Raw genomic sequence first — 17,023 nt, 5'->3', positions numbered from 1 at the left:
CAACCGGGTCATCTTATCATATTACCCGTCTGGTGGTCCATCATCTTTATACCAGTCTTCATCCGCCCAAATCATCGGTGGACTTTCCTCGTCTCCAACCAACTTTTCTCCATGTCGATTCATCGACAGAATAAACCCAGCTATGCCTACCATTACAAGCGTCGCAACGATAAGGAAGGAAGCCATTCCATCGTCCCCTTTCGAATTCGTGACAAATATGTCTAGAACTCCGTGACACTTATCCTATATCTCCGTCAACATTCCCGGTACCGTTAAGACGACAACAATTTCAGAGAAATGGGTGAATCAATTGAATCGAATCGCGATTATCGGAGGTGGCATCACCGGACTTGCCGCAGCCTATTATGCCAAAGAAGCCGGAGCTCATGTCACATTGATCGAGGCGCAGGACCATCTCGGTGGAAAAATCAAGACCATTTATCGGGATGGGTTTACGTTAGAGACTGGACCCGACGGTTATATGGCACGGAAGCCGACCTTGACATCACTTATTACGGATCTCGGTCTCGCAGATCAACTCGTCCGCTCCAGAACCGGGACTTCTTACATTTACGTACGGAAGCAACTGAGACAGATGCCGGCCGGATCGGTCATGGGCATCCCGACCAAGTTTTGGCCGATGGTCAAAACGGATCTCTTTACTTGGAGAGGAAAACTTCGCGCCGGATTCGATCTCGTGATTCCACGCGTGTATGCAGGAGAGGATATCTCGCTCGACCGTTTCTTTCGGACGAGACTCGGCTCAGAAGTCGTCGATACGATGATCGAACCGCTTCTGTCCGGGATTTACAACGGGACACTCGAAGACATGAGCATCGAGTCTACTTTCCCTCAGTTTATCACGATTGAACAAAAAACTCGCAGTCTGATTCTCGGAATGAAAGCACTCACTCCTCCCGTCCAAGCTGGTGTAAAGCCGTCCGAGACTGGTAAGTTCCTGTCGATTGAGCAAGGACTCGGAGCACTCGTCGAGGCGCTCCGTCCGTCAATCGATCGACTCATGTTAAAGACGCTTGTTCAATCCGTTCGACCTCATGAAGTCACATTTGCCGATGGGACGGTCGAACAGTTTGACGGCATCATTCTTGCGACTTCCCCTCAAGCACTCGGACCTCTGCTCGGATTCCCAGAAGCCGAACGCTTGTCATCGTTAAAACGTACCTCTTCGATGACCGTACTCGCCGCCTTCGACGAGTCAGATGTGGATGCGTTAGATGGAACCGGCTACGTCATCGCCAAATCGGAAGGAAACGCCTTGACCGCTTGTAGCTGGATGCATAAAAAATGGCCACACCTAGCTCCTAAAGGAAAAGCATTGCTCCGCATGTATATCGGTTCAGAACATGTCCCGTCCCTGCTCCATGAAGAGGATGATCAAATCGCAAACTTCGCTTTAAGCGAACTTCGACGCATTCAAAAAGTCGGGACTCCCCTCTTCACGAAAGTCGAACGACACATTCAAACGATGCCACAATATGAAGTCGGTCATAAACAGGACGTCCGCGCGTTCGAAGAAGCACTTCTGAAGTGGGACGGCGTCGAGGCGTGTGGTGCCATACTTCATGGAGTCGGATTACCTGACTGCGTCGATTCTGCCAAACGGGCGGTCGATCACTTACATCTTCGACAGGCGGTGACGGTATGAAACACATCGACTATAACGAAAATCCGTTCATCGTCATTTGGGAAGTCACACGGGCCTGTGCGCTCTCCTGCGTCCATTGCCGGGCAGAGGCACAATTTCACCGTTACGAAAACGAACTCGATACGGAAGAGGGAAAGGCATTGATTCGCGAGATTCATGCGATGGATAACCCGATTCTCGTCTTTACGGGCGGTGATCCTCTCATGCGTGAAGATTTATTTGAATTGACCGCATACGCCTCTTCCCTCGGGATGCGCGTCTCGATGACACCTTCCGCCACACCTCGAGTGACTCACGATGCCGTGAAACGAGCGAAAGCGGCTGGTTTGTCACGTTGGGCCTTCTCCATTGACGGACCGGACGCCGTGACGCATGACTATTTCCGCGGCACACGTGGCAGTTTCGACCGTACCATTCGAGGAATCTCATATTTCCGAGAGGAGGGAATGTCATTTCAAATCAATACGACGGTGACCGAATACAACGTCAATCGATTACCGGAAATGGCGAAACTCGTAGAATCCCTTGGCGTATCCGTCTGGACGCTCTTTTTCCTCGTGCCGACTGGACGTGGATCCCTGTTACAACCCATTACACCTGAGCGACATGAGGAAGTATTGAAATGGGCGTTCTCCCTACAAGAGACGGCACCCTTCATCATCTCGACGACGGAAGCCCAATTTTATCGGAGAGTCGCCCGACAAGAAAATCAGCGCCGCCGGACAGCAGGGCTCCCTCCAATCGGACATCCCCATGACGATTTGGCGAAGGCACCTCGCGGAACGAATGACGGCAACGGATTCGTCTTTATCTCACATACAGGGGACGTCCAGCCGTCCGGTTTTTTACCGATCCCCTGCGGAAACGTCCGAACGACACCTCTCGCCGATATTTATCGCCATCATCCGACGTTCAAGGCGCTGCGTGATCCCGACACTCATCATGGCAAGTGTGGGTATTGTGAGTATCGGTATCTATGTGGTGGTTCGCGGGCTAGAGCCTATGCGGTCACTGGCGATTATAAGGAGGCGGAACCGTACTGCATCTATCAGCCGGAACGTCCCCTCGTTTCACAATAAAGATTCCCATTTATTCCCTCTCCGTGTAAGATTGAATTATATGATGAGAAGGGAGCCACGTAGGTGCAGTCATTACCGATTGACGGATTATTCTATATTGGGTTGGGTACAATTTTTATCGTTACGACTTTACTCGGGTTCGGAATCAAGCGATGGACGAAACAAGGTATGATGGGATTTTACACGCTACTCGCAACAAGTCTTGGCTTATTCTTTTGGCTACTGCTCTGGTTTCAAGAAGCGACCCGCGCCAGCTTTATGGGAACCATCCCATGGGTACTCAACTTATTTTTCGGAACGGTACTCTATCTCATTTTTATAGGCATCAGTTATTTAATTTTGAGAAGAAAGCGTCGGCATACATAAAAGAGGAATCCGGTTGTGGATTCCTCTTTCTTTATGCATTGACTGTCGACGGGCGTAACGTCAACGCCCCGTTCTCGACATCGATGATGACCGTTTGACCATCCTCGACATCTCCAGCGAGGATGCTACGGGCAAGTTTCGTCTCAATCGTCCGTTGCACGTACCGGTTGATCGGTCTCGCACCGAATTGTGGTTCATACGCTTCGTCGGCAACGAACGTTTTGGCTGCGTCGGTGATCTCGATATGAATCGAGCGTGTCGTGAGCCGCTCGCTCATCCGTCCGACCGCTTTCTCGACGATTTGACCGATTTGGTCTTTCGTGAGCGGATGGAACAGAATCGTTTCATCGACCCGGTTCAAGAATTCAGGACGGAAATGGCGACGGAGTTTGTCGAGCACTTGACGCTCTTCGTCCTCATCAATCACGCCATCTTTCGCCGCTTCGAGCAAAATGTCTGCCCCAATGTTCGACGTCATGATGACAATCGTATTTTTGAAGTCGACGATGCGCCCGTGCGAATCGGTCAATCGACCATCATCGAGCAATTGTAGCAAGATGTTGAAGACGTCCGGATGTGCCTTCTCGACCTCATCGAGTAAGAGGACCGAGTACGGGTTACGGCGAACCGCTTCGGTCAACTGGCCGCCTTCCTCATATCCGATATAGCCAGGAGGCGCTCCGACGAGACGCGACACGGCATGTTTCTCCATATATTCACTCATATCGAGGCGAACGATATGGTCTTCTGAGTCAAACATCGCTTCTGCGAGCGCCTTCCCGAGTTCTGTCTTCCCGACCCCCGTCGGTCCGAGGAAGAGGAATGAGCCGATCGGACGATTCGGATCTTTGATGCCAGCACGCGCCCGAATGACCGCATCGCTGACGAGACGAATCGCATCATCTTGTCCGAACACGCGTTTATGCAAGACCGTTTCTAGATTGAGGAGCTTATCCCGCTCTCCTTCTGTCAGTTTCGTCACCGGTATGCCCGTCCATTTTGAGACGACCTCGGCGATTTCTTCTTCCGTCACCTCTTCCCGCACGAGTTCGCGTGTCACCGAACTCGCCAACTGTTCCGCTTCTTCGAGTTCTCGCTCAAGCTCCGGGATTCGTCCGTATTTCAGTTCCGAGGCCCGGTTCAAATCGTAACGACTCTCTGCCTCTTGTAACTCGAGACGTACTTTCTCGAGATCTCCGCGGATTTGTTGTACGCGGTGCGTCGACTCCTTCTCATTCTCCCAGCGGAGACGTAACGAGTCAGACTGTTCACGAAGTGACGCCAATTCCTGCTGAAGCGCCTCAAGTCGCTTCATGGAAGCGGCATCGCTCTCTTTTTTAAGAGCCGCCTCTTCGATTTCAAGCTGCATGACCCGACGGACCAATTCATCGAGTTCAGCCGGCATCGACTCCATCTCCGTCCGAATCATTGCACACGACTCATCGACGAGATCGATCGCCTTGTCCGGCATGAAACGGTCGGTGATATAGCGATTGGATAATACAGCCGCTGCGACGAGCGCATTGTCATGGATGCGTACCCCGTGGTGAATCTCGAAGCGTTCTTTCAAACCGCGCAAGATGGAAACCGTATCCTCGACATCCGGTTCAGCGACAAGTACTTGTTGGAAACGCCGCTCGAGGGCCGGGTCCTTCTCGATATATTGACGATACTCGTCAAGTGTCGTCGCACCGATACAATGCAGTTCGCCTCGGGCGAGCATCGGTTTCAACATGTTCCCGGCATCCATCGATCCCTCCGACTTCCCTGCACCGACAATCGTGTGCAGTTCATCGATGAAGAGGATGATGGTGCCTTCCGCTTCTTTCACTTCGGACAAGACTGCCTGTAGACGTTCCTCGAACTCCCCACGATATTTCGCACCGGCAACGAGGGAACTCATATCGAGACTGAAGATGGTTTTGTCTTTCAAACTTTCCGGCACATCTCCACGAACGATACGCTGGGCGAGCCCTTCGACAATCGCCGTCTTCCCGACACCCGGTTCCCCGATGAGGACTGGGTTGTTTTTCGTTTTCCGACTCAAAATCCGGATGACACGACGAATCTCGCTATCCCGTCCGATGACCGGATCGATTTTCCCGGTCTTCACTTCTTGAATGAGGTCTCGTCCGTATTTCGTCAAGACGTCATACGTCGCTTCAGGCGACTTCGAAGTGATCCGACGATTGCCTCGTACGGCGACGAGCGCCTCACGGAGACGGTCTTCTGTGATCCCTTTTCGCTCGAGCATCGCCTGTGCTTGACTACTGTTCAACAAGATGCCGAGTAAAATATGTTCGACCGATACGTATTCATCGTTCATCCCTGTCGCTTCTCGCTCCGCCGTCGTTAGAACGTTCAGCAAAGAAGCCGAAATCATCGGTGTCGTCGGATTTTGAAGTTTTGGTGCATTTCTTAAAGAAAGTGCGACTTCGCCTTCAATCTCAGACACGTTGATTTCCATTTTTTGAAACAGCAACGGCGCGATCCCGTCCGTCTGCGAAATCATGGACGCCAAGACGTGCCACTCATTGATTTCACTATGATGATATTGTTTCGCTAACGCCTGTGAACTGACAATGCATTCATGTGCTTTATCTGTAAAACGATTAAAGTCCATCACGATTCCTCCTTATTCATAACGTTCGATTTGCTCATAAACAGAACGGTACGTCTCATCAAGAGGCAGGTCGACCTCGAGTTGGACGAATAAGTCCGACCGCACCTTCGAGGCGGTCATGACACCGCGACCAGGGATCCGCATCCGTTGTCCCGGACGGCTTCCCGGTTTCACTTTCAGCTTCACGCGTCCCCCGTCGAGCGTGGCAACGATGACGCTCGCCCCGTCTAAAAAGTCGAGCGGACGCAATCGTTTCACGGTCACGATATGCTCTCCTTCACGACGATACGTATCGTCATCCGCAAAGTGAAGTTCGACATATACATCTCCTCGGTTTCCCGATTGTCCGACGCGGCTACCTTTTCCTTTCAACCGCAACTTCTGACCTTCGTAGGCACCTTGTGGAATTTTGACGTTCACGGTACCCGTTTGAAGACGTAGACTCACTTTCGACTCTTTCGTCAATTGACTGAGCGGGATGTTGACACGAACAGTCTCATCCAAGTCTTCCTCGACTGCTTGGTCAAAGAAGCTTCCGAACATATCTTCAAATCCGAAAGTCCGAGAGGTCGTACGCGATCCGCCTCCGAATTGTCGGAATAGATCTTCGAATTGTGACGAGCCTTCCCCGTAAGTCTCTCCACCGCCACCGAACCCTTGTCCGAACGACGGTCCATCCGGGCTACCGTATCGATCATAGTTCGCCTTTTTCTCTGGGTCGCTCAATACGTCAAACGCTTCCTGGACCGACTTGAATCGTTCTTGTGCGCCAGGGTCTTTATTGACGTCCGGATGGTATTGTTTCGCCAGTTTCCGGTATGCACGTTTAATCTCTTGCTCGGTCGCCTCCTTGGAGACACCGAGCTCGTCGTAATAGTTTTTAGCCATATGGATTCACCTCACCTATCCCTTTCCCGTTTCTGTTAACTCTATTCTACTCAATTGGTCAAATAAGGTCAAAGATAATCCTTTCACTTTTCATACGAAAAAAAGAAGAGATTCGTTTCAAAAAACGAACCTCTTCTCGATTAGAAGTAGACTTTCGGGCTATCCATGCCGTCCTCAAACACAATCGTCACTTCAGGGTCTCCGCCAAGTGACGTCACGTTGATACGAACCGGAACGTTCCGGCTATATTCCCAACGGTTTTCGAGCAAGCCGACCACGTGTTGTGTGAAGCCGACGAGCTCAGCGCGACTGTAAAACTGAATCGGGATATCAATCTCCATTCTCGATAGATCTCCGTTCTGATAAAAGCCCTTCCCAATCATCCCGCTATAGTCCGGGAAAAGGTCGGCAATCCGATCGCTGAAGAGCGTAAATTTCTGAGCGTCCTCGCGTACGTCAGACGTCGCCGATGTCGACGGGAAATAGTAGTACTTCTCATCGATCGCTTTCCAGTCGCCCGATTTGACTTGATCCGCCGTCCCAACGAAGGCCGACTTGATATAGTTCCCCGGTGTCGGTGAACCTTGTGTCGATTTCATATAGAGCGCGACATTGATATCGAGGTCCTTGAAGTCTTCACGCTTTCGTAATTGGGAGACGAGTTCGTTCGCCATACGTTCCCCATCTGCGATTACTTTCTTTTGATCGAGTTTGACGGTATATGTCGGACCATAGTTCGGTGCTTGGAAGACATATTCACGGTTCAAAATAAGTGCAAACGATACGCCCCCAACCTGGTACCCGCTGTCCTCTTTCGTCATGTAATTTTGTTCGACAATCGAAGCTAAATAAAGCGGTGATTTCTTGTTCGCATCGACGAACTTGTCGTCTTCGACTTCTGCCTTGCCATCCGCATAAGCCGGGTTCAAGGGGGTCAACCCTTCATTACTTTTATCTTTCCGTGCGAGCAGACGAGATACATCCTCCGCGTTCAACAGCTGTCCCTCTTGATAAGCGAACTTTTCCGGGTCGAACGCGTCCGTTGAGTGACGCATGAGACCGAGTTCGACTTCTTCGAGTTCTAACGATGAACTGACTTGACGTTGGGCGAGTCCTCTCGCTGCCGCCGGTTTGAACGGAATGACCATCTGATAGTATGAGTCACGGGCTTCAATCGCTTGTGTGACGCCTTCGGCCGCTGTTTCGTCCCCAGTTGGTGTCGCTTCTTCTTCACCCATCGGTATTTTCATTGAACATCCACTCAACAATAGCGCCGAGGCGATTGTCGGGATGACGAGTTGTTTCCATTTCATCTATGTCTAGCTCCTTTGAACATCGTTTCCTATTTCACTTTGTCCATTATAACAAAATCGTTCCACGAAAAAAGTATCGAAGCGGAATCAGAACAAATCCCTTCTCGGATGAACGAGAAGGGATTTCGATTTATGGTTTCGTTGACGGGTGGTTGCGACGAATCAACAGTAGGAGTCCTGACGCGAAGAGAAGTGTACCGAGCATGACGTGCCACAGATCATCCGCTTCGCCTGTCATCGGAAGTACGCCTTGTGCGTAGGGATCGGCTTCATCGATGTGCTCGACTCGTTTCGCTCCACTCTCTTTGACGATGACTTTCACGACAGGTGGTGTGGCTTTCACCTCTGTCTTCTGCTTGTTAGCGTCTTGTTTTGGCTCTTCTTTTACCGGAACAGGTTGCTTCACCGCCACCGGTACGTCAACGGAGCGAGTAACCCTGATCCCTTCATCCACCTCGAAGATGAATGTGGCACGTTGAATCAATTCAGCCCCGGCTCTCACATCATAAGATGGGAGGAGCGGAAGCTCAAACGAGAACGTCACTTCTTCTTCCGGACCGAGTCCGTCTCTGAAGGTAGGAATTGCTTCGACTTGCTCCGTGAATCGTTGATTTGCCTGGTTTCGTTCTTCTTCTGTCAAGGCACCGCTTGGCCATGTGAGCATCGCGTCCGCTAAAAACAAGGTGACTTTCGAAGGATTGGTGACCGTATACGTATAGCGAACGGGCTCTCCCGGTTGAACGGTCGCCTTCTCAACCGTCGCATTCACGGTGAAGTCTGGTGTTTGTAAAAGGATTATCTGTTGACTTTCTGATGTGACGACCCGGTTGAATTCATCCAGCCCGGTCACTTGAAAGACACTGCCGATTTCAGGATGTGCGTCGAACGAATATCCGGTCGGAATCGATAAGACTTCTGTCACTTCCACCCGTTCCCCCGGCAAGAGACCGTCTTCTCCTATTAATTCATGCAAACGATCAAATACGTGTTGATTGAACGATTCGATTGATTGATGATCGATGTCTCCGCTCACATACTCGTGAGAGAATTCTGTCACCGTCATCGGCGTGTCTCCTGTGTTTTCTACAATGAACGTATACGATATTTCGCCTCCGACAACGGCTCGGTCGACTGCGGCGATATTGATTGCTTCAACGGCGAGCTTCGGTAACGTCGGTTCAGTCGTCGGCTCTTCGACGATTGGTTCTGGTTCAACCGGTGGCGTCACTTCTTCTGATAGATCTGGTTCTGTGACAACAGGCGGTTCTTCCTCTTCGACAGGATAGGCTTCCGTGATGGTGTTTGGAGAAAACGTATACGGTACACCTTCCGCATTGTAGAGCGTGATGAGGTCAATCAACGAGTCGTCTACTGCTTCCGCATCAATCATAAATCGCCAAACGTCAGCTGATTCACGGCTCCCGTAATACGTGATTCCTTCATAGACGAGACTTGATTCATATAATGTTTCGCTTTCCTCATCTGTCAAATTCACTTGAATATACCGGAACGTGGTCGTGTCCGCTTTGGCGGTAGGCACCCCAAATAAGGTTGAAAGGAACATGAGGATGGTAAATACGGCTACGAAGCGCTGGATGTTGTGTGTCATGATGTTGGTCCCTCCTCTAAGGTGAAAACAAGCGCTCGAATCGCAATCGTTCCGATGACGACGTTCACCACGTAGAGGAATGAGAGGAATGTGTGTGTGAACGTCATGATGTCAAAGGGTTCTCTCGCAAAAATATATTAGCATTTTGATTTAGTTAATCTATACCCCTCACACGCTTGTGCGAACCTGCTCAATCCCATTTATTTCCGAAAAATAAAAAACGTTCGCCGAAGCGAACGTCCAGACTGTAGACAAAGTATAGGTCTTATGCACAATCCGGACACGGCTCGCTTTCCTAGGGGCAAGCAGGGAGCCGCATCGCGACTGCGTCACTGCTGGGTCTCCCTTTGCTTGCTATTCCCTCAGAAGTCTCGCCTGCCCGTTCTTGGTCACCTTTTGTCCTTCGTCCCATATAATGGTGTGAGAAGAACACACAGAGGGCGGATCTAATGATCAACAAGTCGACACCATCCATCCTTCACGGTCTGACGAACGGAACGGATGTTGAACAGCGGCCCGAGGAGGATGATCTCGGCGTTTACCTTCCCTTTCCCCTAAAACATCGATTCAAAGTAAATACCGAGCTTTTTCTTCGGCTGTCGTGACCTTAGAAAAAGACAAACGGCCGCCAGATGACGACCGTTTGCGTTGCTCGCCCGACGGCGCCCCGACTCCTTCAGGAAAGCAATCCGACGGAGACCCAGCAGCGACCTAGGTCGCGATGCGGCTCCGGGATTGCCTGAGGAAAGCGTGGGCGCCGGAAGGACGAGTTCGAACATGTTATTTGTCAACAAGCTGAACGTTCGCCGAAGCGAACGTCTTATGCTTGTTCATGTAAAAAGTCGAGCAGTTTTGCCTCATCCCATACTTCAATTCCGAGAGATTCCGCTTTCGCCAGCTTCGAACCTGCTTTTTCACCGGCGACGAGCAAGTCTGTGTTCTTACTTACACTTCCCGTTACACTCGCTCCGAGAAGTTCAAGCTGTTTCCCAGCCTCGCTACGTGTCATCTCATGCAACTTCCCAGTCAATACGACTGTCTTCCCAGAGAGCGGTGCTCCTTCCATCGTTGGTCGTTTCGTTCCTTTGAAGGAAAGATTGACTCCCGATTCTGAAAGTTCTTTGACGAGTTCACGTGCTTCCGGTTTTTCGAAATAGAGAACGATCGATTCTGCCATCTTTGTCCCGATGCCATCGATGGCTGTCAATTCTTCGACTGTCGCCGCGATGATTGCCTCCATCGTCTCGAACCGTTCTGCAATCAAAGAAGCCGCCTTTTGTCCGACGAGTCGAATCCCGAGGGCGAAGAGCACCCGTTCCAATGAATTTTGCTTCGACTGTTCGATTGCCGAGAGCAAGTTCGTCACTGACGTCTCGCCCATGCGCTCGAGTCCAAGTAAATCATCTCGGTCCAAGCGATACAGGTCGGCCACATTGTGAACGAGCCCTGCTTCGTGAAGCTGCGTGATGACTTTCTCGCCGAGCCCGTCGATGTTCATCGCTTGTCTCGACACGAAATGGATGAGTCCTTCAAGCAGTTGTGCCGGACATTCCGGATTGACGCAACGATGATCCGCCTCTCCTTCGAGTCGAATCAACTCCGACCCACACGCCGGACAATGCGTCGGGAATTCAATCACCCGCTCTTCCCCGCTCCGTTCACTCGCCAGTGCCGATACGACGGCCGGAATGACATCTCCTGCTTTTTTGATGACGACTCGGTCACCGATATGAAGATCTTTTTCCTTTATAAAATCTTCATTGTGAAGCGTCGCATACGTCACGGTCGACCCCGCCACAGAAACCGGGGCAAATCGTGCCCGTGGTGTGACCTTCCCCGTACGACCGACACTAAAATCGACGTCCTCGATCGTCGTCACGACTTCTTCTGCCGGGAACTTGTACGCGACGGCCCAGCGCGGACTTTTAGCGGTGAAACCAAGTTGTTCCTGTTCTTCATACCCGGCCACTTTGATGACAATCCCATCAATTTCATATGGGAGGTCACTCCGTTTTGTCACGTATGTCTCAATGTAATCCCACAGTTCATCCGCCGTCTGGCATGTTGTATAATCTCCGCTCACTGCGACACCGAGTCGTTTCAAATAATCGAGTGATTCGTCATGTGACGCGACGAGATCGTCTTGCGACACCAAACCGTATGCGAAGAACGCCAAATTTCTTGACGCCGCAATTTTTGAGTCGAGTTGTCGAAGTGAACCGGCAGCAGCGTTTCTCGGATTTGCGAAAAGTGGTTCGCCGATACGTTCTCGTTCATCATTCAATTGTTCGAACGAACGTTTCGGCATGTACGCCTCACCTCGCACTTCAAACGTCACGTCCTCATTTAATCGGAGAGGGATGGAACGAATCGTCTTCAAGTTTTGCGTGATGTCCTCACCCGTCGTCCCGTCCCCGCGCGTCGCACCACGGACGAGACGACCATTCTCATATTTTAACGAGACAGCGAGACCATCAAATTTGAGTTCTGCCACAAATGTCGGCGTGTAGCCGAGATCTTTCTCGATTCGCTCCACCCACTCGACGAGTTCCTCTTTCGAGAAGACGTTGCCAAGCGAGAGCATCGGCGTGTCATGTGTCACTTTGACAAATGCGTCGAGCGGAGCCCCTCCGACGCGTTGCGTCGGAGAATCCGGTGTTCGAAGTTCAGGATAATCAGTCTCGATTTGAATCAATTCGTTCATCAATCGGTCATACTCCGAATCCGGCACGCTCGGACGGTCGAGTACGTAATACTCGTAACCATATTGATTTAACGTTTGACGTAGCTCTTCTACGCGTTCTGCCATCTCCATATTCTCACCTCACGCTTTTTCGATAGGGGCAAATTTAGCCAATAGGCGCTTGATCCCGACTTCCGGGAATGCGATGTCGACTTCGAGTTGGTCGCCTTCACCACGTGTCTGTACGACCGTCCCTTGTCCCCATTTTTTATGATTCGCTTTGTCGCCGACATTCCATCCGACCGTTTCGGCACCGGACGATTGGGCGAGTTTCGGCTTCGGTTTCGAACTAAAGCCATTCACCGGTAACTTCCCTGGTGACTCGACCGGGTTCCACGGCATCGGTTTTCTCGCCTTACCGGACCGCTCCAACAACGTTTCCGGCAACTCATGCAAGAATCTCGACTCCGGGTTGTTTTGGAAGCGACCATATAGCATCCGTGACTGGGCACGTGTCAAATAGAGACGCTTCTCGGCACGGGTGATTCCGACATACGCAAGACGACGTTCTTCTTCCATCTCTTCCTCGTCGTTCAAGGCACGGCTGTGCGGGAAAAGTCCTTCTTCCATTCCAATCAAGAAGACGACCGGGAATTCAAGTCCCTTCGCCGAGTGCAACGTCATCAAGGTGACTTGATGTGACTCATCGACTTCATCGAGTGAATCGAGGTCTGAGACGAGCGTCAAATCGGTAAGGAAGGCGACGAGCGTCTGTTCATCGCTCTCTTTCTCAAAGTTTTGGGCGACCGACAGAAACTCTTGCAAGTTCTCAAGTCGGCTTTCCGCCTCAAGCGTCTTCTCGATTTTGAGCATCTCTTCATAACCTGTCTTCTTCAACACTTCCTCAACGAGTTCTGAAATGGAGAGGTAGTCCGCCATCTGCCGTAAATCCAGCATCATTTGGCGGAATTCCGCGAGTTTCGTCGCAGTGCGTGGGGCGATGCCTGACAATTCGATGTCACGAATCGCATCCATAAGTGAGACGCCTTGCATATCTGCAAAGTCACCTAGTTTATCAATCGTCGCAGCACCAATCCCGCGTTTCGGCTCATTGACGACGCGAACGAACGAGATGTCCTCATCCGGGTTGGCAATCAATCGCAAGTATGCGAGGACGTCCTTGATCTCTTTTCGCTCATAGAACTTCGTCCCGCCGACCATTTTGTATGGGATGTTCGATTTGAGGAGCATCTCCTCAAGTCCACGTGATTGTGCGTTCGTCCGGTAAAGGACCGCCATCTGTCCGTAGTCCATCCCTTCCATCTTCAGCTCTTTCATCTGGTTCATGATGAAGAACGCCTCATCGCGATCGTCCGATGCGACATGGAGCAACAATTTCTCCCCTTCGTCATTTTCAGTCCACAAGTTCTTCTCTTTCCGGGAAGCGTTGTTTTGGATGACGCCGTTGGCCGCCTCTAAAATCCGTTTCGTCGAACGATAGTTTTGTTCGAGCAAGATGACATGGGCGCTCGGATAATCTTTCTCGAACGTCAAGATGTTGGCGATGTCGGCACCGCGCCAACGATAAATGGACTGATCCGAATCCCCAACGACACACAAATTCTCATGTGCCTGTGCGAGAAGTTTGACGAGCGTATATTGGGCACGGTTCGTATCCTGATACTCATCGACATGGATGTACTTGAATTTCTTCTGATAGAACGCCAACACGTCCGGTGCTTCTTGGAATAAGTGAATCGTCTTCATGATCAAGTCGTCAAAGTCGAGCACATTGTTTTGTTTCAGCTTTTTCTCATACGCCGTATAGACGTCCGAGATGATTCGCTCGTACGGATTGTTCCCGACGAGGGCGGCCGCATCCTTCGCCGTGCGCAGTTCGTTTTTATGATTTGAAATCATCCCGAGAAGGGTACGCGGTTCGTACTTCTTCGGATCGAGGTTCAATTCTTTCAACACCTGTTTGATTGCTGTCAATTGATCCGAGGCATCTAAAATGGAAAAGCTCCTGTCATAGCGGATGCGATCGATATCGCGTCGTAAAATCCGGACGCACATGGAGTGGAATGTAGAAATCCAAATGTCTTCGGCGACACCACCCACAAGACGGGCAATCCGATCTTTCATTTCTCGTGCTGCCTTATTCGTGAACGTGATCGCTAAAATGTTCCACGGTGCCACTTGCTTCGCCGCCATCAAATAGGCGACACGATGGGTCAAGACACGAGTCTTCCCAGACCCTGCACCCGCCATGATCAACAGCGGGCCATCCGTATGCTTCACCGCTTCTGCTTGTTCCGGGTTCATCCCTTTGACTAATTCTTCGCTAAGATTATACATAATCGTTTCCTTCCTTGTTCCAAACGTTTGTTCTTATTTTATCGGAGTGCTCGTACAGTCGCAAGTGCTCCAGCTAAGTCTTCATAAATGATATTGCCGACAACAATCGTGTCGACATGTGCACCCATTAATCGTGCCGTCTCTTCTCCCTCAATGCCACCACCGTAAAAGAGATGTGCATCAGGTAACGCCAAACGAATCTCTTTGACGACATCAGGATTCCCGAGTCGTCCACTATATTCGATATAGAGCGAGGGAAGACGGAACAAGTGATGTCCAACTTCCGCGTATGCCACGGATTCTTCGATCGTCAAATCGCATCGCGCTTCCGTCACGTCAGCGACTTTCGCCTCCGGGTTTAAGACGAGATATCCTTGAGCCGTGACAAGACGAGCATCAAAGAAATGGCCGAATCGTTCAAACGCACGGGCATGATGACCAATGATCCATTCCGGAGTTCCTGCATTCAGCACGGTGGGCACGAAGTAATGATTGAATCCGTGGATGACTTGACTAGGATGGCTAATCTCAAGTGCGATTGGAATCCTGGCATCTCGGACTCTCGCATAAAGCGCAAATGTATTCTCTGCATCAATCCCATCCGTTCCCCCGATCAAAAAGGCGTCGGTCCCCGAATGGATAAGCGCCTCGAGCGCCTCATCTGTGAGCTCCTTATTCGGATCTAGTTTAAACACATGTCGCCACGTCTGAAATTCCAACTCATTCCCTCCTATCGAATCCTTCTATAGTGTATCGATTTTTTTCCTCCCGTGCATCTCTCCAACAAAAAAAGACTTGCCGAAGCAAGTCACGAACGTGCCGTACGATTCCGTTCCCGATCCGTCAACCATTTCGCAACAAGCAAGGCGAATAGACCGTAAACAGGAACGAACCAGAGCGGATTCGCTAAAAAGAATCCGAGCACCGGTATGTCAAGGAGCGGCGAGTCCGGTGAACAGAGTGCCGTTCCATTGACGATGGCGATAAACGGAAGAACCGGAACAATGAAGACGTATCCGAAGTTGATCCAAAATGCTTTCATATGACAATCTCCTTATCCTAAGATGATTGATTCTTTTGGATAGTTATACATCCGCTTCGGTTGTCTCCGTTGCAGGATGAGAATGAAGGCGATGACGCCGATTCGGCCGATGAACATGAGAATCGTCAACACCCATTTTCCAACGTTACTAAACTCGGAAGACAATCCGACGGATAGACCCGTCGTCCCGAACGCAGAACACGCCTCGAATAAGATTCGTGTCAACGAAGCATCCTCAAAATAAGCCATGACCATGACACCTGATAGTAACACGGCAAGCGAAACCGTAATGATCACGAACGCTTTCCAAATATCTTCAAGGACGATTTCACGACCGAAAATTTTAATGGACGAGTCCCCGCGAATGAAGGCGATGACAGCGAGAACGGCTACAGCAAACGTCGTCGTCCGAATCCCCCCACCGACAGACGATGGAGATGCCCCGATGAACATCAGGATGGACAGGAGCAACATGCTCGCTTCAGAGAATAGATTGACATCGACCGTCGATAGACCACCATTTCGTGTCGTCACGGATTGGAACAACGAATCCGAAAGTGCCAACCAGAGCGGCAAGTCCTTAAAGGCATTATTGTATTCAAAGATGAACAAGCCGACCGTACCGACGGCAATCAAAATAAAGAAGGTTGAGACCGTCAATTTCGTGAACAACGAGAATCGACTCGGGAACGTGTGACGTTTCCGTGTGATTCGGCTCACCAAGTACGTTCGAATCTCTACAAGCACCGGGAATCCGATGGCACCACCGGTCATGAGCGCGATTTGCGTAAAGATGACGAATGGGTCCTCACGGAATGGCGCGAGCGAACTTCCCGTAATGTCAAACCCGGCATTCGTCGTCGCACTGATCGACCCGAACAATCCTTGTAAGAAGGCTTCTCCGATGGTATCAAAATAATTTAAGTAATGGACCCCGAGCACGACGGCACCGACCGCCTCGATGGCGATAACGGTGATCACGATTTCCGTGATGTATTTAACAATACCAGACATGGACGTCTGGTTTTGGTCGCGTAAAATCAGTTGTCTTTCCCTAAACCCAATCCGTTTCCCAAGTAAGATCCACATGATGACGTGCAAACTGATCAATCCGACACCGCTCACTTGGACGATGAACAGAATGATAAATAAGCCGAACGTGGAGAAGGTATCGGTGACTACAATCGGTGTCAGGCCGGTGACACTGACACAGCTCACCGCAAAGAAGACAAGGTCGGTAAACGTGATCGTCACTCCAGGCTTATGGGCGATTGGTAAGGCGAGGAGCAAAACTGATAAAATCGCTGCCGCACTATAAATTAACACGAGTGTTTGGACCGGTGTTAAACTTCGAAAGAACAATTGTAAGTTCAGTTTCATGAATTTCTGTTGCATC

13 protein-coding genes are annotated in these 17,023 nt (G+C 50.6%); 3 read left to right on the top strand and 10 right to left on the bottom strand.

The window, feature by feature from the left end:
• Positions 1–21: 21 nt before the first annotated feature.
• Positions 22–186, bottom strand: a complete 165-nt coding sequence (locus tag KNO68_RS12395) for a hypothetical protein (RefSeq protein ID WP_168169830.1) — start codon at positions 184–186, stop codon at positions 22–24.
• 61 nt (positions 187–247) lie between these two features.
• Between KNO68_RS12395 and hemG the strand changes: the two genes are divergently transcribed.
• The 3 genes from hemG (at position 248) to KNO68_RS12380 (ending at position 3,111) form a co-directional block, all read left to right on the top strand.
• Positions 248–1,666, top strand: a complete 1,419-nt coding sequence (gene hemG / locus KNO68_RS12390; protein WP_312049357.1) for a protoporphyrinogen oxidase — start codon at positions 248–250, stop codon at positions 1,664–1,666.
• Positions 1,663–2,745 carry a TIGR04053 family radical SAM/SPASM domain-containing protein gene (locus tag KNO68_RS12385; RefSeq protein ID WP_214685475.1) on the top strand — a complete coding sequence of 361 codons (1,083 nt, stop codon included), beginning with the start codon at positions 1,663–1,665 and terminating at the stop codon, positions 2,743–2,745. Before hemG ends, KNO68_RS12385 begins: the two co-directional genes overlap by 4 nt.
• Before the next feature lie 63 nt (positions 2,746–2,808).
• The gene (locus tag KNO68_RS12380; RefSeq protein WP_214689076.1) at positions 2,809–3,111 is read left to right on the top strand and encodes a hypothetical protein; all 303 of its coding nucleotides are present in this window, start codon (positions 2,809–2,811) and stop codon (positions 3,109–3,111) included.
• 31 nt (positions 3,112–3,142) lie between these two features.
• Here KNO68_RS12380 and clpB read toward each other — a convergent pair whose 3' ends face one another.
• The 9 genes from clpB to KNO68_RS12335 form a co-directional block, all read right to left on the bottom strand.
• Complete coding sequence (gene clpB, locus KNO68_RS12375; protein WP_214689074.1) at positions 3,143–5,734, bottom strand: ATP-dependent chaperone ClpB; 2,592 nt, start codon at positions 5,732–5,734, stop codon at positions 3,143–3,145.
• Positions 5,735–5,746: 12 nt separating this feature from the next.
• Positions 5,747–6,622, bottom strand: coding sequence for a DnaJ C-terminal domain-containing protein (locus KNO68_RS12370; RefSeq protein ID WP_215112603.1), 876 nt, complete (start codon positions 6,620–6,622; stop codon positions 5,747–5,749).
• Positions 6,623–6,762: 140 nt separating this feature from the next.
• Positions 6,763–7,935 (bottom strand): CamS family sex pheromone protein, encoded by a 1,173-nt coding sequence (locus tag KNO68_RS12365; RefSeq protein ID WP_215112604.1) that lies wholly within the window; start codon positions 7,933–7,935, stop codon positions 6,763–6,765.
• A 130-nt stretch (positions 7,936–8,065) separates the two neighbouring features.
• Complete coding sequence (locus tag KNO68_RS12360; protein WP_214689254.1) at positions 8,066–9,544, bottom strand: LPXTG cell wall anchor domain-containing protein; 1,479 nt, start codon at positions 9,542–9,544, stop codon at positions 8,066–8,068.
• An 820-nt stretch (positions 9,545–10,364) separates the two neighbouring features.
• Positions 10,365–12,359, bottom strand: coding sequence for an NAD-dependent DNA ligase LigA (gene ligA, locus KNO68_RS12355; RefSeq protein ID WP_215112605.1), 1,995 nt, complete (start codon positions 12,357–12,359; stop codon positions 10,365–10,367).
• A gap of 9 nt (positions 12,360–12,368) precedes the next feature.
• A complete protein-coding gene (gene pcrA / locus KNO68_RS12350; RefSeq protein ID WP_215112606.1) occupies positions 12,369–14,585 on the bottom strand; it encodes a DNA helicase PcrA in 2,217 nt (738 codons plus the stop codon).
• 38 nt (positions 14,586–14,623) lie between these two features.
• Positions 14,624–15,304 (bottom strand): heptaprenylglyceryl phosphate synthase, encoded by a 681-nt coding sequence (gene pcrB, locus KNO68_RS12345; protein WP_214734111.1) that lies wholly within the window; start codon positions 15,302–15,304, stop codon positions 14,624–14,626.
• 89 nt (positions 15,305–15,393) lie between these two features.
• Positions 15,394–15,627: a hypothetical protein gene (locus tag KNO68_RS12340; RefSeq protein ID WP_074037828.1), complete on the bottom strand. Its 234-nt coding sequence runs from the start codon at positions 15,625–15,627 to the stop codon at positions 15,394–15,396.
• A gap of 12 nt (positions 15,628–15,639) precedes the next feature.
• The gene (locus KNO68_RS12335) at positions 15,640–17,022 is read right to left on the bottom strand and encodes a TrkH family potassium uptake protein (protein WP_078146261.1); all 1,383 of its coding nucleotides are present in this window, start codon (positions 17,020–17,022) and stop codon (positions 15,640–15,642) included.
• Between the last annotated feature and the right edge of the window lies 1 nt (position 17,023).

Origin of the sequence: Exiguobacterium sp. s75 (assembly GCF_018617145.1) — a bacterium.
Lineage (GTDB): Bacteria > Bacillota > Bacilli > Exiguobacteriales > Exiguobacteriaceae > Exiguobacterium > Exiguobacterium profundum.
Note: the sequence above shows the minus strand (reverse complement) of the source record. Positions and strands in the feature narration are given on the sequence as shown.